Source organism: Chryseobacterium paridis, from assembly GCF_016595215.1.
Taxonomy (GTDB): domain Bacteria; phylum Bacteroidota; class Bacteroidia; order Flavobacteriales; family Weeksellaceae; genus Chryseobacterium; species Chryseobacterium paridis.
Map to the genome: position 1 here is coordinate 163,292 of NZ_JAENHK010000008.1, position 26,190 is coordinate 189,481.

A 26,190-nucleotide genomic window follows, 5' to 3' on the forward strand; every position below is an offset into this window, starting at 1 on the left:
GTAGTTTTTTTATTGATTAATACATTCGTCACTTTTGTAATACACTCCATTACTTTTGGCTTCGAGTTTTCCGGTTTTTCTATTAATTTTAATTAGGAAAGATTCTTTTGTCACAGGACAGTCTTTTGACTTTAAACCGTACAGAGAAATGTATTTGTCTTCTATTTTATAGGAACCAGTAAATCGATTTTTAGTGTCGATCCAAAAACCATTAATTCTTGCAATAAGAAGTGCTTCAGGAAGATTGTCAACGTATCCTATAAAATCTTTAAGCTGTTGCTCGTTGGAAAAATATACTGACCTGTCTTCTTTACAGGCCAAGATGTATGAAAAGCATCCTTCACCGATACATTTTTGAAAAAAGCCTTTTACGGGAAAAGGTTCGTTAATGGTCATAGGGTCGGGCATCTGACTTTCATAGATGACGGCTTTGTCAGGATCGTTAATATTACTAAGCACTCTCCAGTATTGATACTCTTTACCTGGATTAATGAAGGGATACAGATAATCAACCGTATCTAAAATATCCGGGATTTTTTTATAATCGTTGGGAACTACAATCTGAGAAAAAAACAGATTGGATACGAAGAGGGAAAGGATAACGATTATTTTCATAGATGAAAGTGTTTTCATACAAATTTACAAAAAAGGGTTTTTTTAAATCAGATTAAAATTTTGTATATCTGAAATAGGGGATATGCAATAAAATAATTCTTCCTTTAATTTTATATTTTTTTAATTAAAATAGATACCAATTAAAAACAAAATCTCCTAAATTTGTTATATGATACATGACCAACGCGCAGAAAAATTCAGGCAAATTGTAGAAAATAAGTTTCAGATCTACAACTCTTTATTTATGAGTTTGCCGTATGATAAAATGACTAATATCGGGATGTTGCTCCCGTTTTTATATGAAGAAAGTAAAAATGGTTACGAAGCCGGAAAGACCCCCGAAGAAATTGTAGAGGAGTTTTTTAAAAGCCACACCGATTTAAATACCGAAGAACAAAAGCTGGAATTGCTCTTTAAAATAATACAGTATATCGAAAGGCAGGTGGTTTTATTCGATAGTATTGAGGATGCTGCTTTTCCTAATCTTCATTCCGAAAGTGATAATGGGACGGTAACCAATCTTTTTGAACGTTCTCAGCAAGATCATAAACTTGAAAAGGTTCGTGAAAAATTAAGAGATTTTACAGTTAAGGTTGTTTTTACAGCTCATCCTACGCAATTCTATCCAAGTTCTGTTCAAAGGATCATTCAGGACCTAAGGTCAGCGATTACTACAGATTCTGTCACCAATATAGATATGTTATTGCAACAGTTGGGGAAAACCCCATTTGTAAATAAAGAGAAACCAACACCCATTGATGAGGCGTTGAGTATTATTTCTTATTTACGATATGTGTATTATGATACGATTGGTGAGTTGTTTACCAAGATCAGGAAAACTTTTGGAAATGGACACTTTCATTTGCATGAAGATATCATTCAACTAGGTTTCTGGCCAGGAGGTGACAGAGATGGAAATCCTTTTGTAACGGCTGATGTTACCAAAAGAGTCGCTGAAGAACTTCGTTCTGCTATTCTAAAATCTTATTATAGCCATTTGAAGTATATCAGAAGGCGTTTAAGTTTCAGAGGGGTGTCAGAAGTACTGCAACAACTCAATGATGAATTATATGCTGCCATTTTCAATAATCGCAAGATTACCACTGAAGATATTTTAAAAAGAGCTGATGAAGCCGAACAAATTCTTGTAAAGGAGCATAATTCATTGTTTTTAGAGCTTCTGGTGAATTTCAAAGATCGTGTTAAGATTTTCGGGACTCATTTTGCAACACTGGACATTCGCCAGGACAGCAGAATTCATCAGCAGGTCATTGATGAGGTTTTTGCTAAAGTATATGGGAAAGTTGAAGCTGATCACAACGAAAAATTTAATACACTCATTCAAATTACAGATAAAGTAAATGCTGATGATTTTGAAGGGATTGTGAAAGATACCTTACTTACTGTTTCAGAGGTTACTGAAATTCAACAATTGAACGGGTTAAGAGGGATGAACCGTTATATCATCTCTAACTCTGATGCAGTGAAAGATGTGATGAATGTGTATGCATTTTTCAAAGTCTGTGGTTATAATGAAGAAGATATCAATATGGATATTGTTCCCCTGTTTGAGACTATGGAAGGGCTTGATAATGCTGAAAATGTAATGAAGGAGCTTTATGAAAATCCTGTTTATAAGAAACATCTTGAAAAAAGGGGTAACCAACAAACCATTATGCTAGGTTTCTCTGATGGAACAAAAGATGGGGGGTATTTAAAAGCCAATTGGGAAATCTATAAGGCTAAAGAAGTTCTCACCAAACTTTCTGAAGAAAGTGGGATTAAAGTTGTTTTCTTTGACGGTAGAGGAGGTCCGCCAGCGAGAGGAGGAGGTAAAACCCATGATTTCTATGCTTCTCAAGGAAATACTATTGCTAACAATAAGATTGAATTAACGATTCAAGGACAGACTATAACCAGTATTTTTGGTAATAAAGAGCAGGCGAAATATAACTTTGAACAGTTATTGACTGCCGGAGTTGAGAATGATGTATTCAAAAACTCTAAAAAAGATCTGACGGAAAAGGAAAGAAAGCTGATTACAGAACTAGCTGAGATTAGCTATGAAAAATATTCGGATCTGAAGGCGCATCCAATGTTCGTTCCTTACCTTCAGGAGATGAGTACGTTGGAATATTATGGTAAAACAAATATTGGCAGCCGCCCGTCAAAACGTGGAAATGGGAATGAATTAAAGTTTGAAGACCTAAGGGCTATTCCTTTTGTAGGTTCATGGTCTCAGCTGAAACAAAACGTGCCTGGGTTCTTCGGTTTTGGCTTTGCAATGGAAGAGATGAAGAAACAAGGTAGGTTTGAAGAAGTAAGAGAATTGTATAAAGGTTCAGACTTCTTTAAAACTTTAGTTTTAAACTCCATGATGAGTATGAACAAGTCTTATTTCCCACTTACATATTATATCAAAAATAATCCAAAATTTGGAGCATTCTGGAATGTATTGTTTGAAGAGTATACACTTTCAAAAGATATCATGCTTGAGTTAACCGGGTTCACAATGCTTCAGGAAGAAGATCCGTTATCCAGAAAATCAGTAAAAATTCGTGAAAAGATCGTCTTGCCATTATTGAGTATTCAGCAATATGCTTTAATGAAGATCCAGAAAGGTGAAGGAAACAAAGAAGCTTATGAAAAGCTGGTAACCAGATCGCTGTTTGGAAATATTAATGCGAGTAGAAATTCGGCTTAATGGGATTTCTCACGATGTTCGAAATGACATTGAAGAGACTAACTTCAATTTAGTTGAGATTTTAAAATTTTAAGATTGATATTAACAGTCAACTAGGGTATTGTCATTGACTCCGTCTAATCTTCGATTTCAGAGCGAAGCGAAGAATCTCAAAACAATAGTAATTAATTACTCAACCATTATAACAACAGGCCGCTCAATTTGAGTGGCCTGTTGTTTATTCTTTTATAAATTTCTCATAATACATTTTATCCTTCGTTTGGATCTTTAGGTAATAAGTTCCTTTCGGGAAATCTTCAACCTTAATTGATCTTTGTTGAGCATTTTTCATAATCAGCCTTCCAAGATTATCATAGATCTCCAATGATAAAACATCTGTTTCTGAAGCTACGTTTAAAATGCTCTTAGCCGGATTGGGAAATATAGCAACTTTCTGCTTTTTTACGGTTTCCGATGTGCTTAAAGTTCCATTGTAAAAGCTTCCAAAATTAAGAATTCCATAACCCATTTGATCGGTATGACCAGGATATAAGGATGCCGTTTGTCGTAATCTGTTTTTCATTAGATCTCTATTCATATTGGAAAAAGCTTGTATTAGGCAGGCAACTCCACCTGCGGCAATAGGTGTTGCAATAGAAGTTCCGGTAGCAGAAGTTATTGCATTATTGAAAACGGTAGCAGCAGCTGAACCTCTCGTACTACCATCTGGTTTTACTGTGCCCAATGCGTTCGGTCCATAAGAGGAGAAACCAGAAGAATTTCCCACTGAATCTACAGACCCAATTGTAAAGACTTGAGCATTATCTGCGGGAGTATTGATATAATGCCAGGGTTGCTGGCCAGAATTTCCTGCGGCAATTAAAACAAAAATCCCTTTAGTTGTAGCAATTCCAGCAGCTCTTGCAATAAAAGAAGTACTTCCGTTCATGTCCGAATACTCATAATTATAACGTGGATCATCAAATGTGGTATATCCCAACGAAGTTGTGATGAGATCTACGCCTTTCCTGTCAGCCTCTTCGGCGGCTTCGATCCAATAGAGTTCTTCCTCCGGAATTTCTACAAGGGAGTTTTCACTGCGGTAAAGATAAAAATCGGCATCGGGTGCAGCACCTACAAATGTATCCTGAATATAACCTCCGATAGCTCCTAAAACCACAGAACCATGAACGTTGAGTGATGGATTATAAATGTCATTGGTCTTCGTGACAAAATCGTAACCTGCTTTAATTTTATTATTGGCCCATAATCTGGAAAAAGCAGAACCTGTATTCACGGTTGGAAACCCTGTGTCTATTACAGCAATTGAGACTCCGGTTCCTGTAAAACCTGCCAGATGAAGTGGACGGAGATTGATCTGATCAATCTGTTCAGAGCCGACACCATAATCAAAAGTGGTTAAGTTTTTATTTGTATTGTTAAGATCGCTCCATTTATTCAAATGTATCTGCTTGGTTCCTGTGGAAGCGTTTCTTGCAAAGCTTTCTACAGATTGTACGTAGGGTTGAGATTGGAGTGTAGTAATTTGCGCTGGAGTGGCATTCACTGCAACACCATTCAACCACTTTGAATAATCAATAACTGTAAAACCAAGATTCTGGATGTTTTGAATATATGACTGTTCAATGGGAGCATCCTGATCGTTTAAAGCAACTCCAAGGGACGTTCTTCTATTCAATGATTTCTGACTAAGCTCAGACAGGGGATTTGCATAGAATGCAGCTTTATTAGGTTTGTCGTTAAAAAAAACAAAAACAAGCGTTGTTTGTGCGAAATTGAGGGAATAACCAATTAAGAGACAAAAGAGTAGAGTTTTTTTCATGGAGTTATTTTGTATAAAGGTAAAACAAAATCAATAAAATTTTTGAATGGATTTTAAATTCCTTATTTTTACGGAAATATTTATTTATGAAAAAAATTCAGATGGTTGACTTGCAAAGTCAGTATTACAAAATAAAGAATGATGTAGATAATGCAGTGTTAAATGTAATGGATTCAGCGGCCTTTATTAATGGCCCAGAAGTAAAGTCCTTCCAGAATGAATTGGAATCTTATTTAGAGGTAAAGCACGTTATCCCATGTGCAAACGGGACGGATGCTTTGCAAATTGCTTTGATGGCTTTAGACCTTAAAGAAGGGGATGAGGTAATCACTGCCGATTTTACTTTTGCAGCTACTGTAGAAGTTATCCATTTATTGAAGCTTAAATCAGTTTTAGTAGACGTAGATTACGATACATTCACAATATCAACAGAAGAAATTAGAAAAGCGATTACTCCAAGAACAAAAGCAATTATCCCTGTACATATATTCGGACAATGTGCTAATATGGAGGAAATCTTAAAAATAGCTGAGGAGAATAATTTATTTGTTATTGAAGACAATGCTCAGGCAATCGGTTCAGATTATACTTTTTCGGATGGCACTGTAAAACAGGCTGGAACTATGTCTACCGTGGGAACTACTTCTTTCTTTCCATCTAAAAACTTAGGATGTTATGGAGATGGTGGAGCTATTTTTACCAACAATGATGAACTTGCTCACCGTTTAAGAGGTATCGTTAATCATGGAATGTACGAAAGATATTACCATGATGAGGTAGGGGTGAACTCACGTTTAGATAGTATTCAGGCTGCTATTTTAAGAAAAAAACTTCCTAATCTTGATTCTTACAATGAAGCGAGAAGAAAGGCTGCTGATTACTATGATGAGGCTTTTGCTGGAAACCCAAATATATTAACACCAAAAAGAGCAGATAATACAACCCATGTATTTCATCAGTATACCTTAAGAATACTCAATGGGAAGCGTAATGAATTGCAAAAATTCCTTACAGAAAAAGAAATTCCTGCAATGATTTATTATCCGGTAGCATTGAGAAAACAAAAAGCATACTTCCAGGAAAGTAATGATGCTGATTTTGTAAATACAGATAAATTATTGGATCAGGTTATTTCTCTTCCAATGCATACAGAATTGGATGAAGAACAGTTGAAATATATTACGGATGCTGTGTTGGAGTTTATGGGGTAATGAATGAAAAGAAGAATATTTAAGTATAAGGCAGTTTATTATTTAGCTATAACTGTTAGCCTAATACTCTTTCTTATATCTGCATTTTCTATCTTTTCATTATTTAATGATTTCAGCTTTTTTAAATTATTAATTACTGGTTTTTCCATTGTGGTTAATTCTTTTGCATTTGTTAATTTGGTTGAAAAATATGACAAAGCTATTTTATTTTTAAATCTGGGTTTAGTAGTATCTACTGTTTTTATTGGTTATTATGTTTTATTAATAATTTTAAACAAGGGATTTTATGAGATGATGAGTTATTCATATTTTAAATTTCTTATTATTTTAATAGTTACTATTATAGTTGTAAATAAATACAAAGTTCAGAAAAAGCCAGATTACAATGAAATAGAAAATATTGGAGAACAAGAAGAATAAAAATCAAAACATAAAACATAAATGGCAATACTCGTAACGGGAGGTCTTGGATATATTGGTTCGCATACAGTTGTAGAACTTCTGAATAACAATTTTGATGTTGTTATTGTGGATGATTTATCCAATTCAGAACGGTTTATTTTAAATAATATAGAAGAAATTGCAGGAAAGAAACCTGTATTCTATCCTTTTGATTTAAAGAGAAAGGAGCTTTTGACTCAGGTTTTTGATGCTCACCAGATTGATGGATGCATTAATTTTGCAGCTTCAAAGGCAGTGGGAGAAAGTCAGATTATGCCAGTTGATTATTATGAAAATAATTTATTTTCTCTGATCAATATTCTTCAGGAATTTAAGAGAAGAGAGATTTCTAATTTTATTTTCAGTTCTTCATGTACGGTTTATGGTCAGGCAGATGTAATGCCAATTGATGAAAACACTCCATTGAAGATGCCTGAGAGTGTATATGGCAAAACCAAACAGATGGGAGAAGAAATTCTTAAAGATTTTGCCAATGCGTATAAAAGAAAAGTTTCTTTATTGAGATATTTTAATCCTATTGGAGCACATCCATCAGCGAAATTAGGAGAATTACCAATTGGAGTTCCTAATAATCTGGTTCCTTATGTCATGCAGACTGCAGCTGGAATTCGTGAGAAATTAAGTATCTGGGGGAACGATTACGATACTGAAGATGGAACACCTATTCGTGATTATATTTATGTGGTAGACCTTGCGAAGGCACATGTTGCTGCTTTAAAGAAATTAATGGCAGATAACGAAGAAAAAACAGTCATTGATATTTATAATCTGGGAACAGGAAAAGGTTCATCTGTATTGGATGTAGTAAATGCTTTTGAAATAGCGAATGATGTAAAGGTTGCTTACCAGATTTGTGATAGGAGAGAAGGAGATATTACAATAGCATATGCTAATGTTGACAAAGCTGAAAAGGAGTTGAACTGGAAGTCAGAAACCAGTTTGCAAGAAGCATTGAAAACAGTCTGGGAATGGCAGAAGTATTTGAACTCAAGAAATTCTAATTAAATAATAACAAATTATTTCTCTATGAAAGGAATTGTATAAAAGATTTCTATCTTAGCGAAGTTCTAAATAGACTAATATGAAAACAGAAAGAATAGGGATTACATTCTCTTCATTTGACTTACTCCATGCAGGTCACATAAAAATGTTAGAAGAAGCAAAGACAGTTTGCGACTATCTGATCGTTGGTTTGCAGATTGATCCTTCCCATGATCGTCCTACCAAAAATAAACCTACTCAAACTATTGTTGAGCGATATATTCAGTTAAAAGCTGTAAATGCGGTAGATGAAATTATTCCTTATTATACGGAAGAGGATTTAGAAGATATTTTAAAATCTTTTGTAATCGATGTAAGAATAATTGGAGATGATTACATGGACAAAGATTTTACTGGAAAGAAATACTGTGAAGAAAAAGGAATAGAGATCTTTTATAATAAAAGGGATCACCGATTTTCCTCGAGCGACTTAAGAAAAAGAATTTTTGAAGCTGAAAAAAGTAAATTAGCTGTAAAATAAAAAAAATCCCGATCAACCTTGATCGGGATTTTTTTATTTTACATTGGTCCGCCTTGCTGGTCGTCTCCAGCCGCATTGGAGTTAATGTCTTTTTTCTTTTTAGGCTGGTCTATCTTCTCACCTTGTTTGAATCTGTATGTTAAAGACAGAGCAAACTGTCTTGGTTGCCATTGCATATAAGAATCTCTGGTGAAGTCAGTACCATAGGTCGTAGCTCTCATTGCTCTCGTATTGAAGATATCCTGAATGTTGAAACCAATAGTTCCATTACCATTCCAGATCGTCTTAGAAGCTCCAAAACTTACAGCATACATATCTTTTCTATCCTGACTCTGAGTTTTCTGTGCTCCTCTGTAGAAACCTTGAAGCTGGAAATTGAAAGTTTTATCCACTTTGAATGTAGAAGTAAGTCTGGCTCTTGTAGAAAATCCACTTCCATCAAAAGACATAGGCTTATCCATTGTTTTAGCATCAAAGAAAGTACCTGTCGTTTTATATCCAAATAAATCTACATTACCCATGAATTTTAACCATTTTGTAGCATCCCAGTTAAAATTTAAATCTAAACCATAACGATCATCATTTCCAAGATTGATAGGCTTGGTGTGGAAGGTTGTGATATCATTAGCATCCACTGTTTTATAAACCAGCATTTTTACATCATCGCTAGAATGTCTATAATATAGTGTAGGGTTAATCGTGAAATTCTTTTTCGAAATACTATATCCAAATTCATAAGAATCTACATAAGATGGATTCAAGTCAATATTCCCATCAAAAATATTCTGGTTATCATTATAACTAGGATTTGGTATCATAAAGAAAGAACGGGGACGGTCAATCCTTCTCGAATAGTTAATTAAAAATTGGTTGTCCTTGGCAATTTCATAACTTAAGAAAACGCTTGGAAAAAGATTGTTATAATTCTTTGTTGTTTTTTGAGCACCACCAGCAAGATTTAGATAGTCAATATCCACTTTAGAGATCTCATCTCTTAATCCCAACTGGTATCCAAGTTTCCCGACCTTGCTTTTGAACTGAAGATAAAATGCGTTGAACATTTCTTTATAAGTGGCATTGTAAGAATAATCTTCCAGATATGAAGAAAGAGGATGAGATGCTGTACTTTCTATAACCATATTATTGTAGTTATTTCTGTTAACATCTATTCTATAACCCGCTTCAATTTTAGAGTTTTCTCCAATAGGTAGTTCATAATCTGCTTTTCCTATGAACGATTTGTTAAGAGTCTTCTGTGTTACTAAATCTTGTAATTGAAAAATTCCATTATTAGTATCTGATATATCCGTATCATTATTAGATCGGTTTCTTTGTAAGCTTGCTGATAATGATAAATTTTGACCTTTATCATCGAATTTATGATCTAACCCAAAATCTCCTTGAAAAGCTAAATTATTACCATTTCCTGTATTCAACCTTTGTCTGAAACCTGTTGTATTATTGGAGAAATAATCATTGTATGTAACATTACCATTGCTTTGATTATCAAAAGTTCTTACTGTACCAGAAGCATTAATTGAAGTCTTATCGGTGATATCATATATTACTCCTGCAGAAGCATTATAGTTATCATTTTTACTTTTTGTAATGGATTCATTATCAATTTGATTGGTAGTTCCACTACTAAAGAATGAATTGTTTCGGTTAGTGTTTTTAGATTCACGGTATCCACCGCCACCATTTAAAAACCAATTAAACTTTCCCTTTCTCCAGCTTAAATTTGTATTAAGTGAGGTTTGGGGAAGATATCCCAGATTTCCTATAACACTACCATTGAATCCCATTTTTTTATTTTTCTTCAAAATAATATTAAGGATACCTGCTGTCCCACTAGCTTCAAACTTTGAGGATGGGTTTGTAATCACTTCAATTCTATCAATCTGATCAGCTGGAATACTTTGTAAAGCATTTGCACCATCATCAATACCTAATAACGCAGAGGGTTTACCATTAATTAAGAATTTTACATTCGAGCTTCCTCTCATAGAAACGGTACCATCAGTTTCTACAGAAACAGAAGGTACATTTGATAATACATCCTGAAGATTTCCTCCTTTACTGACAATGTCTTGGGAAGGGTCATAAGTTCTTTTATCTAATTCTACTTTATAAGGTTTAGCCTGCACCGTAATCGTAACTCCCTGTATATCTCCGGTTTTAAGATTAGTAGCGCTTTTTTCAGGATCAATAGATAAAGCCCCGATGTTGCCTGCGGTTGCGATTTGCTTGTTGATTATACTTTTTTTATAATCAATTGCTTCAACGGTGATGTCGTAATTCCCCGGAGCAAGGTCAAGTTTATACTGTCCTTTTTCATCAGTAAGAGCAGCATCGCTTAATAATTTATTTTGTTTATTGCTAAAAGTAACTGAAGCATAAGGAACGGGCTGATTGCTTTTGCTTACAACCGTCCCGGAAATACCTACCTTCTCCTGGCCAAAAGCAAAAGCTGCCGCCGAAAGTACAAAAGTAAGCCCTAAGGTTTTTTTTGTGAAAATGTTAATGATTTCCGTCTTGTTCATAAGGTATTTGTTTGTGTAAAATCGTGAAAGTATAACTCATAATATTGAGAAATTATTAATTTGCTTAATTTCAAAATACTACAATTAATTTATTGTTTGTAATGGATATGTCGCTTTTGGAGACTAAATGTTAATTATGAAATTGTTAAAATAAAGTTAAACTTGTTTTTTATTTTATATTTTTTGAATTAAGCCAGTCCTGATACGCTTTTGCATTAATAGCATGCTCTTCAGCACTAGCCGTAAATTTATGGTAACCAAACCTTGCAGGATCAGCACACATGAATATATAGTTATTGTTTTCCGCATTAAGTACTGCATCTACAGAATTCTTATCAACCACACATATTGGACCAGGAGGAATACCCGCATTAGCATATGTGTTATAAGGTGATGGAGTCGAAAGATGTTTATATAAAACTCTTTTTATGGGTTCTTTAAAATTGGTTTGCTTATTTATCGCATAAATTACTGTAGGATCAGATTGTAATTTCATTCCCTTTCTATATCTGTTTAAATATAATCCTGCAATGGTTTTCATTTCATCTTTTTTTCCTCCGGATTCTTTATATACAATTGAGGCTAAAGCATAGATCTGATCTCTTGTCAATCCTGATTGTTGCTCTTTATTTTTTCTTTCATTGGTCCAGAACGCATTGTATTGATCATTAAACCTTGTGAAAAAATCTTTTGGACTTACCGTCCAGAAGAAATTATATGAATCAATAAAAAAGTATTTTTTTAAATCCTCGGCATTACTATATCCTTTTTCTGTAGCAATTGCATTTAGATCCTTTACAAATCGCAATGAGTCTAGTTCGGTTTTCTTGGTTACTTTACCAATCATTTGATACACATCCCCAAAATCTCCTATTCTAAATGTATTCTCAGTTTGATTCCCTGCCTTAATCATATTCACCATATTGGTATTTCCAGCTCCATTTTGAATGTGATAGCGCCCTGGTTTAAGGTTTTCAGCTAATCCTTTACTTTTAGCTACAGTTTCAAAAGACTCCTTGTTTTGTAAATAGGGAGCAATAGAATCCAAAACCTGTTTAAAACTGGCCCCATGAGGAATTAAAACATAACCTTCTTTTTCTACGTTATTTCCGTAATATGTATTATAAAATCTTAACCCAAAAAATCCTGCAGCTACCACAACAAGTAGAACGATAATGAGAATAGTTTTTTTCATTATTAAATAATTGATTAAAAGTTTTATGTTTTTAAACTAAGTCGACCTTACCTCTAAAAACTTGCTTTGCCGGACCTTCCAACCAGATATTATGGAAAGAATTTCCGTCTTTTTCGGCGTAAACTTTTAAATTTCCACCTAAAGTTTTAACTTTTACAGAGATTAGATTGTTCTTTTGAAGAAAAGTTAAAGCGGATGCTGTAACTCCTGTTCCGCAGCTGAAGGTTTCATCTTCAACGCCTCGTTCATAGGTTCTTACGAAAATTTCATCATCAGTAATTTTTTCAACAAAATTGACATTGATTCCTTTTTCTTTATAATTTTCTGAATTTCTGATGCCATTTCCTTCTGCAAAAACATTATACGTTACCAGGTCTTCAACATACTTTACGTAGTGTGGTGATCCGGTATCCATCACAGTGTCTTTTCCATCATTGGAAATGTTTTTCACATCGATCATTTTTAATTTGATGATTCCATTGTTTATTTCAGCATCATGTTCCCCGTCTATGGCAATAAATTTACATTTGTCTTCAAAAATATCAAGGAAAAAAGCAAAAGCAACCAGACATCTGCCGCCGTTTCCACACATAGTACTTTCTCCTCCATCGGAATTATAATATACCATCTTGAAGTCATATTTTTCATCATTTTCCAGCAGGATGAGACCATCTGCACCAATTCCGAACCGTCTGTCACAAAGCTTTTCTATAATTGCTTTGTTTTTTGGAAACTGTAAATCTCTATTATCTACCATTACAAAATCGTTCCCAGTGCCTTGATATTTATAAAATTCCATACCTTTTTTTCTAAAAAATAAACAAGCAAAATTAGTATATTAAAATAAAAAACGAGCAGTGTTATCTGCTCGTTTTTGTTATTTAGAATGATTATCTTCTGAATCCGCTTCCGCCTGATCGATTAGAGTTATCTTGTTGTGGCGAATTGTTTTGGCTATTGCTTCTAAACCCACTACCACTATTGGTATTTACATTACTATTAGTGTTTGAGGAGCTATTGTTTCTAAACCCACTGTTGTTTTGAGGTCTCTCGGTATTTTGCTGTGGAACATTTCTGTAACCACTTCCCTGATTGCTCTGATTATTTGAGTTTGAATTCCTGAAACCGCTGTTACTATTACCTCTGTTATTATATCCGTTGTTGTTATTATAATTACTATTGTTATAGTTACTGTTATCAGTACGTGTATTTTGAAGACCATTGGTTGGTCTCTGAGAAACAATTGTTGAGCCTCTTCTTTCTACATATACTCTTCTTCTGTTGTTATTGTTTCCATAGTAATAATAAGGAGCACCGTTGTCATAATAATAATTGACATCATTTCTATAATAATATCCATCATTACCATAGTATCCACCACTTCCATAATATCCTGATGGTGCATAATAATAACCATTGTTATAATATGGGTCTCCATAACCGTTATTAGCGTATCCATCAGCATAAGCTAAACAGGATGTTAAGCTCATTAAAGTGAAAATACTAAACGCTATTGTTAATAAATTTTTCATGACTTTATTCTCTTTTTTTCTTTAAAACTTTTTTTCCAATTGACGTATCCCATGATCGCCATAATAGTAAATACCAAATATTGAACCGAAGTGATTCCAAGACCCTTAAAAATCATCATAGGCATACAAATAAAATCTCCAATAATCCAGAAAACCCAGTTCTCAATGCGCTGTTTGGCCATAAACCACATGCCAACTAAAAATATAGATGTTGTGAAAACATCCAACCAATTGGCCCAATCCAGATGATATAATCCAAGATTGGTACCTGTCATTGAAAAATGGTTATCTATATAAGGTTTGTAGTAATAAATAACGGTAACCAATAGTAAGCTTATAATAAAAAGGAGGGAGGCAAATATCCATTCTTTTTTTGTAGCCCAAGACACTTCTACGTGGATATTGTCTTCAGAATTTTTAGCCCATAAGATCCAGCCATAAATACTCATGGCTGTATAATATATATTAATCATACAATCACCCAGTAATCCGAAGTTGAAAAGTATGTAAACATAAATTAATGTAGAAATAATTCCTGTTGGGTATACCCAAATGTTTTTTTTAATGGAGAAATAGACGCTGAGAATGCCAAAAAAAGTACCTGTCGTTTCCAGCATAATTTGCAAAGCAGTATAGTCTTCATACGGTTTTACAAAAAGGTCATATAGATTCATGTGTTCAAAAATAAGCAAAAATTCAATATGCATGAAAAATGAGTTGAATAGTATGTTAATCAGTTTTTTATCTTCTTAAATATAAATTTAATAATGAAAGTTTATCAATAATGATGAGTATTTGTAAATTTTTTATACTTTCGTAAATCTTAAATAAACAATAAAATATGTCAAAAATTTGGGTTAAAAAACCAATGAGCGCTTATGAAGCTGATATTAAAAAAAGCGAGTTGAAAAAAGTTCTTGGTAAATGGAGCTTGACGGCAATAGGAGTTGGTGCTATTATTGGAGGTGGAATCTTCGTTCTTACTGGAACCGGTGCTTATTTTCATGCAGGTCCTGCACTCGCAATTTCTTTTATAGTAGCTGGTGTTGCTTGTATTTTTGCTGCATTATGTTACGCGGAATTTGCTTCCATTATTCCTGTTGAAGGTTCTGCATATGCTTATGCATATGGAACTGTAGGTGAAATTTTTGCTTGGGCAATGGGGTGGTGTCTTATCTTGGAATATGCCATGGCGAGTATGGCAGTTTCGGTAAGTTGGTCAGGATATTTTACCAAATTTTTGAAAATTTTCGGAATTCATTTACCATCATATTTGACATCTGATCCTGCAAGTTATGCAGGAGAAGGGTTCTCTATGAACTTGCCTGCATTTATTCTTGTTTTATTGATTACTGCATTGTTGGTAAAGGGAACAAAAGAAGCTGCCAGTGCAAATAATTTGATTGTTGTAATGAAAACTTCTGCTGTTATTTTTGTAATTATAGCAGGTGCTTATATCATTTTCTCAAGTCCTGAACTTTACAATGCTGCTGACGGTGTTAAGAACTGGAAACCTTTTATCCCAGATCAGACAGTGATTAAAAATCCGGAAGGACAAATGGTTTCTGCATATGGTCTAAAAGGGATCATTTCAGGGGCTGCAGCTATATTTTTTGCTTATATTGGCTTTGATGCTGTATCTACTCAGGCTGGAGAAGCTATTAATCCTAAAAAGGATGTACCTTTTGCTATTATTACTTCATTATTAGTGTGTACAGCATTATACATATGTGTATCTCTTGTTTTAACAGGGATGATACATTATTCGGATTTCAACCCGGAAGGGAAGTATCCAGATGCAATTAAAGCTCCTGTAGCCTATGCTTTTGAAATTGCTGGAAAACACTGGGCGAGTAACGTTGTAACAATTGCAGCTACTGTAGGATTAATTTCTGTAGTTATGGTAATGATGATGGGACAATCAAGAATTTTTATAGGAATGGCAAAAGATGGGTTGATTCCTAGATTTTTTGGTGACCTTCATCCGAAAACAAAAACACCGTATAAGGGTATAATTTTACTAGGAATAGTAGTTGCATTTATTGCTGCGCTTACTCCTATTTCTACGTTGGCTGATATGACAAGTTTTGGAACTTTGTTTGCGTTTACGTTGGTTTGTATTGCAGTTTGGATCATGAGAAAAAAAGAACCGAATATTATCAGACCATTCAAAGTGCCGGCTTATAAAATAATTGTTGGTTTAGGAGTTCTTATAAATCTTTATTTGATTCTGAACCTAAGCACACATGCGTTAGAGCTTTCTGCTATTTGGTTATTCTTTGGAGGTTTGGTTTATTTCTTTTATGGAAGAACAAATAGTAAATTAAACAATCCTGAAAAATATCAAAATAATAATTAATGTATAACCCGCTTCGGCGGGTTTTTATTTTTGCATACTATGAAAAAAATACTCTCATTATTATTTGCTTTTGTTGGACTACTATCATTTTCCCAACAGATAAGTCTGGAAACTATTTTTAATGATAAAATAAGTATTAGAGCGGTTCAGATTTGGGATCATAAAGTTTGGTATGCCGGTACGGATTCCAAATTTGGGTTTGTTGATCTGAAAGATTTTAAAAACCAGAAACAGATTCAATTATCAGAAGGAAAATTAGAATTCAGAACCCTGGCACAGAATAAGAATTATTTCTATGCCATTAATGTGCTGAGTCCTGCTTACTTTTTTGAAATCGATAAAAAGGATCTAAAGTCCAATATTGTTTTTAAAGATACGGTGAAAACTGCGTTTTATGATGCCTTGCATTTTGTAAATGATGATTTGGCTTATAGTTTTAGTGATTCTGATACCAATGACAATCTAAAATTAGCAGTTTTAAAAAATGGTAAATGGGGTTTATTTAAAAATGAAGTTATCTTAAATAAAGGAGAAGCTGCATTTGCTGCCAGTAATACCAATATTGCTTCTACTAAAAAATATTTATGGATTGCTACCGGAGGGAAAGCTTCTAGAGTGATAAGAATGGATTTTAAGACTGGAAAAATTGAAATTTTTAATACTCCTTTTACTCAGGGAGAGGCCTCGCAAGGAATGTATTCTATAGATTTCTATGACGACCGTTTTGGTGTAGCAGTAGGAGGAGATTACACTAAGCAGGCTGATAATATCAATAATATTGCTATTACCAAGAATGGTGGAAAGACCTGGCAAATTCAGGCGTCTGGTGCTAATGCGGGATACATGACATGTGTGAAGATAAGACCAGGGTCAAATGGGAAAGAGATGATAGCGGTAGGTGATCAGCATATTAGCTACTCTGCAGATTTTGGAAAAACATGGAAGAAAATTTCCGATGAAAAAAATCTTTATGTTTGCGAATGGGTTGATCGTGATTCTGTTATTTTCGCAGGAAAAGATAAAATTGCATTAGCAAAATTAAAATTTTAAATTTTCAGTATAGAGGATATCTGTAGCATTAATATTATTTATTCTCTTCTTCGATTTACCTTTGGGGAGATTTTGAAATGAAGATGGTTGTACTATGAAAGTTTTAGGTTTTCATGAGTTATATTTTTACGGTCTGGAAAACCTTTGATGGACGTATTTAGATTCATTATAAATTTCGAAAATAAACCCTAATATAATTCATGATTTAAAATTCATAAGTTATAGTTAATTTTGCAGAATGAAATTCTTTATAGGATTTTATTCGATCTATAAAAATTTAAAATTTTTAAATGAATTCTTTAATTGATAAATATAATATTCCGGGACCTCGCTATACATCTTATCCAACTGTTCCATATTGGGATGAAAGTACCTTTTCTCCCGAAAAATGGAAGGAGAGTGTGATAAGATCTTTCCATGAAAGTAATTCGGCAGAAGGAATTTCTATTTATATCCATTTGCCTTTTTGTGAGGCTTTATGTACTTTTTGTGCATGCCATAAGCGTATTACAAAACAGCATAGTGTAGAAACACCTTATTTGGAGAGTGTTTTAAAAGAATGGCAATTGTATCTTGCGCTTTTTGATGAGAAGCCTAAATTAAAGGAGCTTCACCTGGGAGGTGGAACACCCACTTTTTTTTCTCCTAAGAATCTAAAAGCTTTATTGGAAGGTATATTTGCAACAGTAGAAGTAGCTGAGCATCCTGAATTTTCTTTTGAAGGGCATCCTAATAATACCACAAGAGAGCATCTTCAGACATTGTATGATCTTGGCTTTAGAAGAGTGAGTTTCGGAGTACAGGATTACGATCCTAAAGTTCAGAAAGCAATCAATAGAATTCAGCCTTTCGAAAAAGTAAAAGAAGTAACAGAGCTGGCCAGAGAAATTGGTTATAGCGGAATAAGTCATGATTTGGTCTTTGGTCTTCCACACCAACACTGGGATGCAATGGAATATACAATTCGTAAAACATTGGAATTAAAACCTGATAGACTTGCTTTCTATTCTTATGCTCATGTTCCATGGGTGAAAGGAGTAGGGCAAAGAGGTTTTGATGAAAATGACCTACCGAGTGGCGAGGAAAAAAGAAGATTGTATGAAGATGGTAAAAGTCTGTTGGAGGAATTAGGATATATTGAAGTTGGAATGGATCATTTTTCATTAGAGCATGACGACTTGTATCAGTCTTTAATTCAAAAGAAATTACATCGAAATTTTATGGGATACACTTCAAGCAAAACCCAATTGATGGTAGGGCTTGGAATGTCTTCGATTTCAGATTCGTGGTATGCTTTCGCTCAAAATGTAAAAACAGTCGAAGAATATCAAAAGATTGTTGAAGAAGGACAAATTCCTGTCGTAAAAGGACATATTTTAGATACTGAGGATTTGATTGTGAGAAGACATATTCTGAATTTAATGTGTCAGCTTGAAACCACCTGGGATGTTCAGAATTCTTTCCCGGAATTGGAAAATGCTTTAGAGATGCTGAAAGAGATGGAAAGAGATGAATTGGTTGAAATACATGATAATCAGATAAAGATTACAGAGAAGGGAAGGGCTTTTACAAGAAATGTAGCCATGGTGTTTGATCTTAGAATGATGCGGAATAAACCTGAAACCAGAATTTTCTCGATGACCATATAATAATAGATGAATAAGAAGCTTCTTTTCATTATTCTCTATTTATATGCACTGGTTTTTAGTGTCTTAAAAACGATTCGGTTTCCCAATGGCTGGTCTGAGGCCCATTGGATGATGGATTATAGATTAGGTTTTATTAAAAGAGGACTTGCAGGAGCTTTTTTCGGTTTCTTTTTTGAACGGAATGAGCAGAGCATACTTTTTCTGTCTTCTGTTATATTACTTACATTATATGGATTATTGATAAGTATTGCTTATCGGGAGACCCTTAGGAATAGAGGAAATATCTATACAGTTTTGTTATATTTACTGTTTTTCCTATCCCAATACATTATATTTTCAGCACATCTTATTGGTTATCTTGATCATCTTATTTTTTTACTAACTATTTTAGTTATTTGGCTCCTTAGAAAAAGAATGATTATACTATCATCTCTGTTAGTTTCAATTAGTATTTTAATCCATGAAGTTTCATTTTTCTTAATGCTTCCTATTTGCTGTTTTGCATTGGTTGTTAATGAAATTGATCAGACTAAGCTCTCACCTAAAAATATCCTAAGCTCAGGGTTGATAAAAAAGATGATCATGTTCTTGGTATTGCCCTTAGCTATTACTTGTGGGGTATCTATATATCAGGAAGTTTTGGGAAGAAATAATTACAACCAAATATTTAATTATCTGGATCATCTAAAATTTATTGATAGAAATGTAGCTAAGTCTGTTGCATCTGCTTATACTATAAAATTTACAGTATATTTTAATGAAGAGAGTCCGCGTTTTTTTCAAAGAATTTTTGCTTCCAAATGCTCTGTATTCTTTGGAATTCCCATTCTTTTTATGATGTATCTGGTTTATAAACAATTTGAAAGGGTAAACAGATGTCTCTTATTGCTTCTTGCTGTCATTATTCTAATTCCTTTGTGTCTCCACGCAATAGCCTATGATAACTATAGAATATGGTCATTTCCATTCATAATTCTATTCTTAGGTTTTTGGATTTTAAATTCTAAAGTAAAAGCAAAATCCACGACCGATAATAAAATGTCAATGATAGAGGTAAGTTTTGCTATAGTTTCATTTTTATTAATATCACTGGTCCCAAGCTATTTAATGGATAATGAGGTTGAACGTTTTTCGACAATACAAAGAGTAATGATTCTAATACCTCTTATAATTTTAGGAATTTATTATTTTAAAAAAGCCCCAATAAAAGGATATTGAGGCTCTTAATTGTTTTTATTGGATAATCAACTTCTGGCTGTAAGATTTTAATTCTCCTGATTTTAAATTGATATAATAAACACCTGCTGGAATATTCGATATATCAATACTGTTATCATTATTGATGTTGATATGATCCAGAACCCTGCCTTCAGAGCTTATGATTTCTGCTGAAACTTTTGTTCCTTTTAATCCTTCAATAAATACCCTTTTAGATGCGGGGTTAGGATATATTTTAATTTCACTTAAATTATTGTTATTCTGAGTAGAAAGTGTTCCACTTGTAATTTTGTAAATTTTTCCACTATCAACAGCGGCTACGTATAATCCATTCTGATTATCCTGTCCGAAGCTTGAGAATCCATTGCCAGGATATGCTGTAGTCCAGGTGATGGAGTTATCGGAACTTAAGATACCAATTTGATCAGAACAATAATCAGCGAAAAAATATTTCCCTTGTAGTGTAGGATAAAGACTTCCTCTGTACACGTAACCACCGGTTATGGAACATTTTCCACCAGAATGATTGTAGACAGCGATAGGGAAAGTCATTGTTGAAGAGCTTGCACAGCCATTGGTGTTGTACGCTGTATTTCCTTCATAGCATCTCCATCCATAATTAATTCCTGCCTGGGAAATTGGATTTCTATTTATTTCTTCAATCTGGCCCTGTCCTACATCAGCGATCATTGCATTACCAGTAGTAAGGTCAAAAGAAAATTTCCAAGCATTTCTAAGACCATAAGCCCAGATTTCATCAGCTCCATCAACACCTACAAAAGGATTGTCTGGTGGAATATTGTACGCATTTGTTGAATTGATATCAATACGTAGCATTTTTCCAAGAAGGGAATTTTTGTTCTGTGCATTGTTATTTGGATCTCCTCCGCTACCACCGTCTCCGGTTACGATCCATAATTTTCCATCAGGCGCAAAATGAATACTTCCTCCATTGTGATTATCGAAAGGTTTTGGAATACTTAATATTATTTTTTCAGAACCCGGATCGGCTACATTTGGATCTGAACTGCTTACGGTATACCTTGCAACCGTAATATTTCCGTTTGTAATATTATTATAATACACGAAGAAATATCCATTCGTAGTATACTGTGGATGAAAAGCAAGGCCTAAAAGTCCCCTTTCTCCTCCATAGAGAACCTTGCTGCTAATATTTAAAAAATTAGCGGCATTGATGGTTCCTGTGGGCTGAATAATTTTAATGATTCCATTCTGTTGTACTGCAAACAATCTGCTGTCATTGGCGTTTGTAATTTCGACGGGACTTGTAAGCCCCGTGGCAAATTCTACCAGATTAATTGTCTGGGAATTAAGAAATAGGGAAGAAAGAATCCCTACCATAAAAAGTAAAATTTTCATAATATTGTGATATTTAGTGTATTGTAATACGAATGAAAATTTCATACCAATTGAAATTTGCAAACTTCATTAAAATATACTGTTAAAATTGATAAATCTTAAATAGAAGTGGGGTTGTCGATATATCTGAAAATAAACCATTTCTGTTGCTAAAAGTTCATAAAATATAAAGAAATTCATTATATTTGCCGACTTAATTTAACGTAGTTTATAACAAAATGCAAGGAAAAGGACTTATTACAATTGTTGCTATTGTACTGGGGTTGATTTGCCTAAATGAGCTTATACCAACCTGGTACGCCAGCAAAATTGAATCGCAGATTGAAGCTGCGAACGGAAACGAGAAAGAGATCAAGCGAATAAAAGAAGATACTCTTAATCTTGGTTATACAAAGCTTTACTATTCTAAAGCGAAAGACAAAGAAATGAAACTTGGTCTTGACTTGAAAGGAGGGATCAACGTTCTTTTGGAGATCAACCAAAGAGACTTAGTGAGTGATCTGACAAATTATTCATCTAATCCTGTTCTAATCGAAGCTTTAAACAAAACTGACGAGGTTCAGAAGAATTCTACAAAAGCTTATATTGATAACTTTTTCGATCAATTCGATATAGTTAACAAAGCAAAGGGAACGAATCTTAAACTTGCAGATCCGGAATTATTCGGAAACGCTAATCTTACAGAGATTAAGTATAACACGAGTGATGATCAAGTAAAAAGCATTGTAAAAAGAAGAATTGATGCTTCTGTAGGTACTGCTTTTGAAGTAATCAGAACGAGAATTGATAAAATGGGAGCTGTGCAACCGAATGTTCAGAGAGTACCTGGGACGGCAAGAATTTCTGTTGAAATGCCCGGTATGAAGGATATTGACAAGGTGAAGAAAATGCTACAGACTTCAGCAAAACTTCAGTTCTGGGAAGTACAACAGGTGCCTGAAATTGGACCTTACTTCCAGACTTTAACAAGTGTTATTGCTGCAAAAGGCGATTCTATGGGAGTTGCTAAGAATGTAAACTTCATGAATCTTTTGCACTTAGATAAACTAAGAACAAATGGTGTTGCCAACATAAAACTGTCTGATACAGCTGTTGTAAATAAAATTTTAAACAGCAAAGTAGGACAGGCATTACGTCCGGCTAACATTAAATATACCCAATTTATGTGGGGATATAAGCCAGAAGCTACAGATCCTGAAAGCTTGGTATTATATGCTATCAGAGGAAATATCACTCAAAAAGCTCCGGTAGATGGTGCTGTTGAAACAGCTAGCATCAGCTATGATGAACTGGGAAGAGTAGTGGTTGATATGCAGATGGACTCTAAAGGTGCTAAAGAATGGAAGACTTTAACAGAGAAAAACGTTAATAAACCAGTTGCTGTAACTCTTGATAACAGAGTATACACTGCACCCAATGTAGTAAATGCTATTCCTAACGGTAGAACTCAGATCTCTGGTAACTTCTCTCAGGAAGAAGCTAAAGAATTGGTTGACGTTCTGGGAGCTGGTAAATTGCCAGCGGGAGCTAAAGTGGTTCAGGCTACACAGGTAGGACCATCTTTAGGACAGGAGTCTATTAATGCAGGGATGATCTCTTTTGCTATTGCATTTTTAATTATCATTGTTTATATCATTTTCTATTATGGTGGTGCAGGTGTGTACGCTGTAATTGCAATGGTTATCAACTTATTCTATATTTTCGGAATTATGGATTCCGGAGACTTCACGTTGACACTTCCTGGTATCGCAGGTATCGTTCTTACGATGGCGATGGCTGTGGATACGAACGTAATTATCTACGAAAGAACCAAGGAAGAATTATTTGCTGGAAAGAACATTTTAGAAGCTTATAAAGATGGTTTCAAACATGCTTTGAACGCTATTATTGATGGTCACTCAACTACTTTCTTAACAGCGGTTGTGTTATTCTTCTTCGGAACAGGACCTATTAAAGGATTTGCTTTAACCTTAATGATTGGTATTGCAATGACTTTGTTTACTTCTGTATTACTTTCAAGAGTAATGATCTTCAGTAGATTGAACAAAGGAAAACACCTTTCTGTATGGACTGCTCCAACGAAAAACTTATTCAGAAATACCTGGATTGACTTTATTGGAAAAAGAAAATACGCTTATATTATTTCTACAGTATTAACTGTAGTCTGCATCGGATCTATCTTCATTCATGGATTTAAGTATGGAATCGACTTTACGGGTGGTAGAAATTATATTGTAAGATTCGATAAAGATGTAAACGCTGAAGATGTTGAACAGAATTTGATTAAGATGTTCAAAACTGAAGATGGAAAGAATTCTTCTGTTGAGGCTAAAACTTTTGGTAACTCTAAACAATTAAAGATCTCTACAGATTACCTGATTGATGATGAGTCTCTAAAAGCTGACCAGACAGTTGAACAAAAATTATACGAAGGGTTAAAAACAAACCTGCCAACTAATATTTCATTACATGATTTCAAGGCTGCTGATAAAGACCATGCTGGAATTATTTCTTCCGAGAAAGTAGGACCTACGGTTGCAGATGACATTAAGACTCATGGTATTCTTGCAGTTGTTGCAGCTTTAGCGGGAATCTTTATCTATATCTTGATCAGATTTAGAAAATGGCAGTTCTCTCTTGGTGCGGTTGCGGCCCTATTCCATGATGCGGTTATTATTTTAGGAGCTTATTCATTGCTTCATAAATATATGCCATTCAATATGGAAATTAATCAGGATTTCATTGCAGCAATCTTAACTGTATTAGGATACTCGATTAACGATACCGTAATTATCTTCGATAGAATTAGAGAGTATTTAAGAGAGAAGAAATCTTTAACCTTAGCTGGATTATTTGATGATTCAATTTCAAGTACACTAGGTAGAACATTCAACACTTCATTTACAACGATCCTCGTAATTTTGGCGATCTTTATCTTTGGTGGAGATAACCTAAGAGGATTTATGTTTGCTATGTTGATTGGTATTGGTTTCGGTACCTACTCATCCATATTCGTTGCTTCGGCTATTGCCTATGACTTCCTTAAGTCAGGAAAAGAAGAAGGAGTACATGGAAAAACAACTTCAAATAAAGAAGTTCTTGCTTCAAAATAAATTATAATACTACAATAAATAAAAAGAGCCTTTCAAACGAAAGGCTCTTTTTATTTACTGGGTGTTGGGGCAATTGTAAGTTGTAAAATTGTAAAATTGCGAAATCGCAGAAGGGCAAAATCGCTTTGGTATTATGCAATAGTGAAAATACTTCATCTCTTAATATTGTAAAATTGCAAAAGTGCTAAATTGTGAAATCGATTTTAGGTAAGTCAATAATACGGACCTTTCGTTTTTTAATGGGTGAAATTGTGAAATCGCGAAAGGTAAAATTGCTTTTTTATCAGCCAATAATAAAAATCTTCATTTCATAAACTAGACATCTAACTCTATAACCCGAACCTCGAACCTCGAATCTCGTACCTCACACCTCGTATCATAGAACTAATAACCCGAACCGGGCACCTCGCACCCCGCAACTCGAATCCCGAACCACATACCCCCGAATCCCAAAATTTTTGGTTTATTAATTATTTATAATTTAAAGTCATCGCTTGTATATATTTCGTTATTTTTGCAGAATTATGGAAAATTCGAGGAAAAAGGCTGCGATGAGCTTTATTTTTATAACGTTATTGATTGATATCACCGGATGGGGGATCATTATTCCTGTTGTTCCCAAGTTAATTGAGGAACTTATTCATGCAGATATCAGTGAAGCAGCAAAGTATGGTGGATGGCTTGGTTTTGCTTATGCATTTACCCAGTTTATATTTTCCCCTGTTGTAGGAAACCTAAGTGATAAGTTTGGGCGAAGACCTATTATTTTGATCTCGCTTTTTGGATTTTCTATTGATTATGTTTTGCTTGCATTGGCTCCAAGTATCTGGTGGCTCTTTGTGGGTAGGATCATAGCTGGAATTACAGGAGCAAGTGTTACTACAGCGAGTGCCTATATCGCTGATATTTCTACCGACGCAGACAGAGCAAAGAACTTTGGTCTTATAGGTGCTGCCTTTGGTTTAGGTTTTATTATAGGACCTGTTTTGGGTGGTGTTCTTGGACATTATGGTTCCAGAGTACCATTTTATGCTGCTGCGGGATTATGTCTTCTTAATTTTCTATATGGGTATTTTATTCTTCCTGAAAGTCTGGATAAAGACAAAAGGAGAGAATTTAGCTGGAAACGTGCTAATCCTGTAGGATCATTTAAATTTCTTGGAAAACATCCTGAGATTTCCGGATTGATCGTAGCATTAATTTTAATTTATATTGCAGGTCACGCTGTACAGAGTAACTGGAGTTTCTATACGATGTATAAATTCAACTGGACAGAAAGGATGGTAGGATTATCACTCGGTGCAGTAGGGTTATTAGTAGGTTTAGTTCAGGGAGGCCTGATACGATGGACAACACCCCGTTTAGGAGAACAAAAAAGTATTTATTATGGATTGGCTTTATATGCCGTTGGAATGTTATTATTTGCTTTTGCTACAGAAGGGTGGATGATGTTTGCATTTCTTGTTCCTTATTGTTTGGGCGGAATTTGTGGACCAGCTCTTCAGTCTGTTATTACGAAAAGTGTTCCTTCTAATGAACAGGGAGAACTTCAGGGTGCATTGACCAGTTTGATGAGTGCAACCGCCATTATAGGACCTCCAATGATGACAAATCTGTTCTATTATTTTACACATGATGAAGCACCATTTAAATTTTCCGGAGCCCCTTTCTTTTTAGCATTTATATTAATGGCGGTAAGTGTTGTTTTTGCATACTACGCCTTTCATAAAGATAAGGTAATTAAAAAATAATTTTTTTACATAAAAGAAGCAGGGAATCAATTTGATTCCCTGCTTTCGGTTGAAATATAATATA

General features: G+C 34.3%; 19 protein-coding genes. 11 read left to right on the plus strand and 8 right to left on the minus strand.

All coding sequences use genetic code 11. From position 1 onward, the window contains the following. Nucleotides 1-9: 9 nt before the first annotated feature. Nucleotides 10-633, minus strand: a complete 624-nt coding sequence (locus JHL15_RS09270; RefSeq protein ID WP_234047727.1) for a hypothetical protein — start codon at nucleotides 631-633, stop codon at nucleotides 10-12. 151 nt (nucleotides 634-784) lie between these two features. Here JHL15_RS09270 and JHL15_RS09275 point away from each other — a divergent pair, with 151 nt between their 5' ends. After that, a complete protein-coding gene (locus JHL15_RS09275; RefSeq protein WP_200245261.1) occupies nucleotides 785-3,319 on the plus strand; it encodes a phosphoenolpyruvate carboxylase in 2,535 nt (844 codons plus the stop codon). Nucleotides 3,320-3,536: 217 nt separating this feature from the next. Here JHL15_RS09275 and JHL15_RS09280 read toward each other — a convergent pair whose 3' ends face one another. Next, entirely contained in the window at nucleotides 3,537-5,141 is a 1,605-nt protein-coding gene (locus JHL15_RS09280) for a S8/S53 family peptidase (RefSeq protein WP_200245262.1), read from the minus strand. Between the two features lie 86 nt (nucleotides 5,142-5,227). Here JHL15_RS09280 and JHL15_RS09285 point away from each other — a divergent pair, with 86 nt between their 5' ends. From JHL15_RS09285 to JHL15_RS09300, 4 genes are all read left to right on the plus strand, one after another. Then, nucleotides 5,228-6,352, plus strand: a complete 1,125-nt coding sequence (locus JHL15_RS09285; protein WP_200245263.1) for a DegT/DnrJ/EryC1/StrS family aminotransferase — start codon at nucleotides 5,228-5,230, stop codon at nucleotides 6,350-6,352. Between the two features lie 3 nt (nucleotides 6,353-6,355). Continuing rightward, nucleotides 6,356-6,772: a hypothetical protein gene (locus tag JHL15_RS09290; RefSeq protein ID WP_200245264.1), complete on the plus strand. Its 417-nt coding sequence runs from the start codon at nucleotides 6,356-6,358 to the stop codon at nucleotides 6,770-6,772. A 21-nt stretch (nucleotides 6,773-6,793) separates the two neighbouring features. Next, nucleotides 6,794-7,819 (plus strand): UDP-glucose 4-epimerase GalE, encoded by a 1,026-nt coding sequence (gene galE, locus JHL15_RS09295; RefSeq protein ID WP_200245265.1) that lies wholly within the window; start codon nucleotides 6,794-6,796, stop codon nucleotides 7,817-7,819. A gap of 76 nt (nucleotides 7,820-7,895) precedes the next feature. Next, the gene (locus tag JHL15_RS09300; protein WP_200245266.1) at nucleotides 7,896-8,336 is read left to right on the plus strand and encodes an adenylyltransferase/cytidyltransferase family protein; all 441 of its coding nucleotides are present in this window, start codon (nucleotides 7,896-7,898) and stop codon (nucleotides 8,334-8,336) included. Between the two features lie 38 nt (nucleotides 8,337-8,374). Here JHL15_RS09300 and JHL15_RS09305 read toward each other — a convergent pair whose 3' ends face one another. The 5 genes from JHL15_RS09305 to pnuC all read right to left on the minus strand — a co-directional run bounded on the left by JHL15_RS09305 (nucleotide 8,375) and on the right by pnuC (nucleotide 14,280). Further along, nucleotides 8,375-10,879, minus strand: coding sequence for a TonB-dependent receptor (locus JHL15_RS09305; RefSeq protein WP_200245268.1), 2,505 nt, complete (start codon nucleotides 10,877-10,879; stop codon nucleotides 8,375-8,377). Nucleotides 10,880-11,048: 169 nt separating this feature from the next. Beyond that, nucleotides 11,049-12,074 carry an endolytic transglycosylase MltG gene (mltG, locus tag JHL15_RS09310; RefSeq protein WP_200245270.1) on the minus strand — a complete coding sequence of 342 codons (1,026 nt, stop codon included), beginning with the start codon at nucleotides 12,072-12,074 and terminating at the stop codon, nucleotides 11,049-11,051. A gap of 31 nt (nucleotides 12,075-12,105) precedes the next feature. Further along, entirely contained in the window at nucleotides 12,106-12,873 is a 768-nt protein-coding gene (gene dapF, locus JHL15_RS09315) for a diaminopimelate epimerase (RefSeq protein ID WP_200245271.1), read from the minus strand. A gap of 91 nt (nucleotides 12,874-12,964) precedes the next feature. Beyond that, nucleotides 12,965-13,606 (minus strand): hypothetical protein, encoded by a 642-nt coding sequence (locus JHL15_RS09320; protein WP_200245272.1) that lies wholly within the window; start codon nucleotides 13,604-13,606, stop codon nucleotides 12,965-12,967. After that, entirely contained in the window at nucleotides 13,603-14,280 is a 678-nt protein-coding gene (gene pnuC, locus JHL15_RS09325) for a nicotinamide riboside transporter PnuC (protein WP_200245437.1), read from the minus strand. Before pnuC ends, JHL15_RS09320 begins: the two co-directional genes overlap by 4 nt. Nucleotides 14,281-14,447: 167 nt before the next feature. Between pnuC and JHL15_RS09330 the strand changes: the two genes are divergently transcribed. From JHL15_RS09330 to JHL15_RS09345, 4 genes are all read left to right on the plus strand, one after another. Next, the gene (locus JHL15_RS09330) at nucleotides 14,448-15,965 is read left to right on the plus strand and encodes an amino acid permease (RefSeq protein WP_200245273.1); all 1,518 of its coding nucleotides are present in this window, start codon (nucleotides 14,448-14,450) and stop codon (nucleotides 15,963-15,965) included. 39 nt (nucleotides 15,966-16,004) lie between these two features. Continuing rightward, nucleotides 16,005-17,015 (plus strand): WD40/YVTN/BNR-like repeat-containing protein, encoded by a 1,011-nt coding sequence (locus tag JHL15_RS09335; protein ID WP_200245274.1) that lies wholly within the window; start codon nucleotides 16,005-16,007, stop codon nucleotides 17,013-17,015. 290 nt (nucleotides 17,016-17,305) lie between these two features. Beyond that, nucleotides 17,306-18,664, plus strand: coding sequence for an oxygen-independent coproporphyrinogen III oxidase (hemN, locus tag JHL15_RS09340; RefSeq protein ID WP_200245275.1), 1,359 nt, complete (start codon nucleotides 17,306-17,308; stop codon nucleotides 18,662-18,664). A 6-nt stretch (nucleotides 18,665-18,670) separates the two neighbouring features. Beyond that, nucleotides 18,671-19,882, plus strand: a complete 1,212-nt coding sequence (locus JHL15_RS09345) for a hypothetical protein (RefSeq protein ID WP_200245276.1) — start codon at nucleotides 18,671-18,673, stop codon at nucleotides 19,880-19,882. Nucleotides 19,883-19,897: 15 nt separating this feature from the next. Here JHL15_RS09345 and JHL15_RS09350 read toward each other — a convergent pair whose 3' ends face one another. After that, the gene (locus JHL15_RS09350) at nucleotides 19,898-21,262 is read right to left on the minus strand and encodes a PQQ-dependent sugar dehydrogenase (RefSeq protein ID WP_200245278.1); all 1,365 of its coding nucleotides are present in this window, start codon (nucleotides 21,260-21,262) and stop codon (nucleotides 19,898-19,900) included. A 218-nt stretch (nucleotides 21,263-21,480) separates the two neighbouring features. Here JHL15_RS09350 and secD point away from each other — a divergent pair, with 218 nt between their 5' ends. Next, nucleotides 21,481-24,375 (plus strand): protein translocase subunit SecD, encoded by a 2,895-nt coding sequence (secD, locus tag JHL15_RS09355; RefSeq protein WP_200245280.1) that lies wholly within the window; start codon nucleotides 21,481-21,483, stop codon nucleotides 24,373-24,375. A 524-nt stretch (nucleotides 24,376-24,899) separates the two neighbouring features. After that, complete coding sequence (locus tag JHL15_RS09360) at nucleotides 24,900-26,126, plus strand: TCR/Tet family MFS transporter (RefSeq protein ID WP_200245282.1); 1,227 nt, start codon at nucleotides 24,900-24,902, stop codon at nucleotides 26,124-26,126. The last annotated feature ends 64 nt before the right edge of the window (nucleotides 26,127-26,190 follow it).

Excerpts from the sequence above, each read along its gene's own strand:
- JHL15_RS09320 (WP_200245272.1), bottom strand. The coding sequence starts at position 13,606 with ATGAAAAATTTATTAACAATAGCGTTTAGTATTTTCACTTTAATGAGC.
- JHL15_RS09305 (WP_200245268.1), bottom strand. The coding sequence starts at position 10,879 with ATGAACAAGACGGAAATCATTAACATTTTCACAAAAAAAACCTTAGGG.
- pnuC (WP_200245437.1), bottom strand. The coding sequence starts at position 14,280 with ATGAATCTATATGACCTTTTTGTAAAACCGTATGAAGACTATACTGCT.
- JHL15_RS09360 (WP_200245282.1), top strand. The coding sequence starts at position 24,900 with ATGGAAAATTCGAGGAAAAAGGCTGCGATGAGCTTTATTTTTATAACG.
- dapF (WP_200245271.1), bottom strand. The coding sequence starts at position 12,873 with ATGGAATTTTATAAATATCAAGGCACTGGGAACGATTTTGTAATGGTA.
- JHL15_RS09345 (WP_200245276.1), top strand. The coding sequence starts at position 18,671 with ATGAATAAGAAGCTTCTTTTCATTATTCTCTATTTATATGCACTGGTT.
- JHL15_RS09335 (WP_200245274.1), top strand. The coding sequence starts at position 16,005 with ATGAAAAAAATACTCTCATTATTATTTGCTTTTGTTGGACTACTATCA.
- galE (WP_200245265.1), top strand. The coding sequence starts at position 6,794 with ATGGCAATACTCGTAACGGGAGGTCTTGGATATATTGGTTCGCATACA.
- hemN (WP_200245275.1), top strand. The coding sequence starts at position 17,306 with ATGAATTCTTTAATTGATAAATATAATATTCCGGGACCTCGCTATACA.
- JHL15_RS09300 (WP_200245266.1), top strand. The coding sequence starts at position 7,896 with ATGAAAACAGAAAGAATAGGGATTACATTCTCTTCATTTGACTTACTC.
- JHL15_RS09270 (WP_234047727.1), bottom strand. The coding sequence starts at position 633 with ATGAAAACACTTTCATCTATGAAAATAATCGTTATCCTTTCCCTCTTC.
- mltG (WP_200245270.1), bottom strand. The coding sequence starts at position 12,074 with ATGAAAAAAACTATTCTCATTATCGTTCTACTTGTTGTGGTAGCTGCA.
- JHL15_RS09285 (WP_200245263.1), top strand. The coding sequence starts at position 5,228 with ATGAAAAAAATTCAGATGGTTGACTTGCAAAGTCAGTATTACAAAATA.
- JHL15_RS09290 (WP_200245264.1), top strand. The coding sequence starts at position 6,356 with ATGAAAAGAAGAATATTTAAGTATAAGGCAGTTTATTATTTAGCTATA.
- JHL15_RS09330 (WP_200245273.1), top strand. The coding sequence starts at position 14,448 with ATGTCAAAAATTTGGGTTAAAAAACCAATGAGCGCTTATGAAGCTGAT.
- secD (WP_200245280.1), top strand. The coding sequence starts at position 21,481 with ATGCAAGGAAAAGGACTTATTACAATTGTTGCTATTGTACTGGGGTTG.
- JHL15_RS09350 (WP_200245278.1), bottom strand. The coding sequence starts at position 21,262 with ATGAAAATTTTACTTTTTATGGTAGGGATTCTTTCTTCCCTATTTCTT.
- JHL15_RS09275 (WP_200245261.1), top strand. The coding sequence starts at position 785 with ATGATACATGACCAACGCGCAGAAAAATTCAGGCAAATTGTAGAAAAT.
- JHL15_RS09280 (WP_200245262.1), bottom strand. The coding sequence starts at position 5,141 with ATGAAAAAAACTCTACTCTTTTGTCTCTTAATTGGTTATTCCCTCAAT.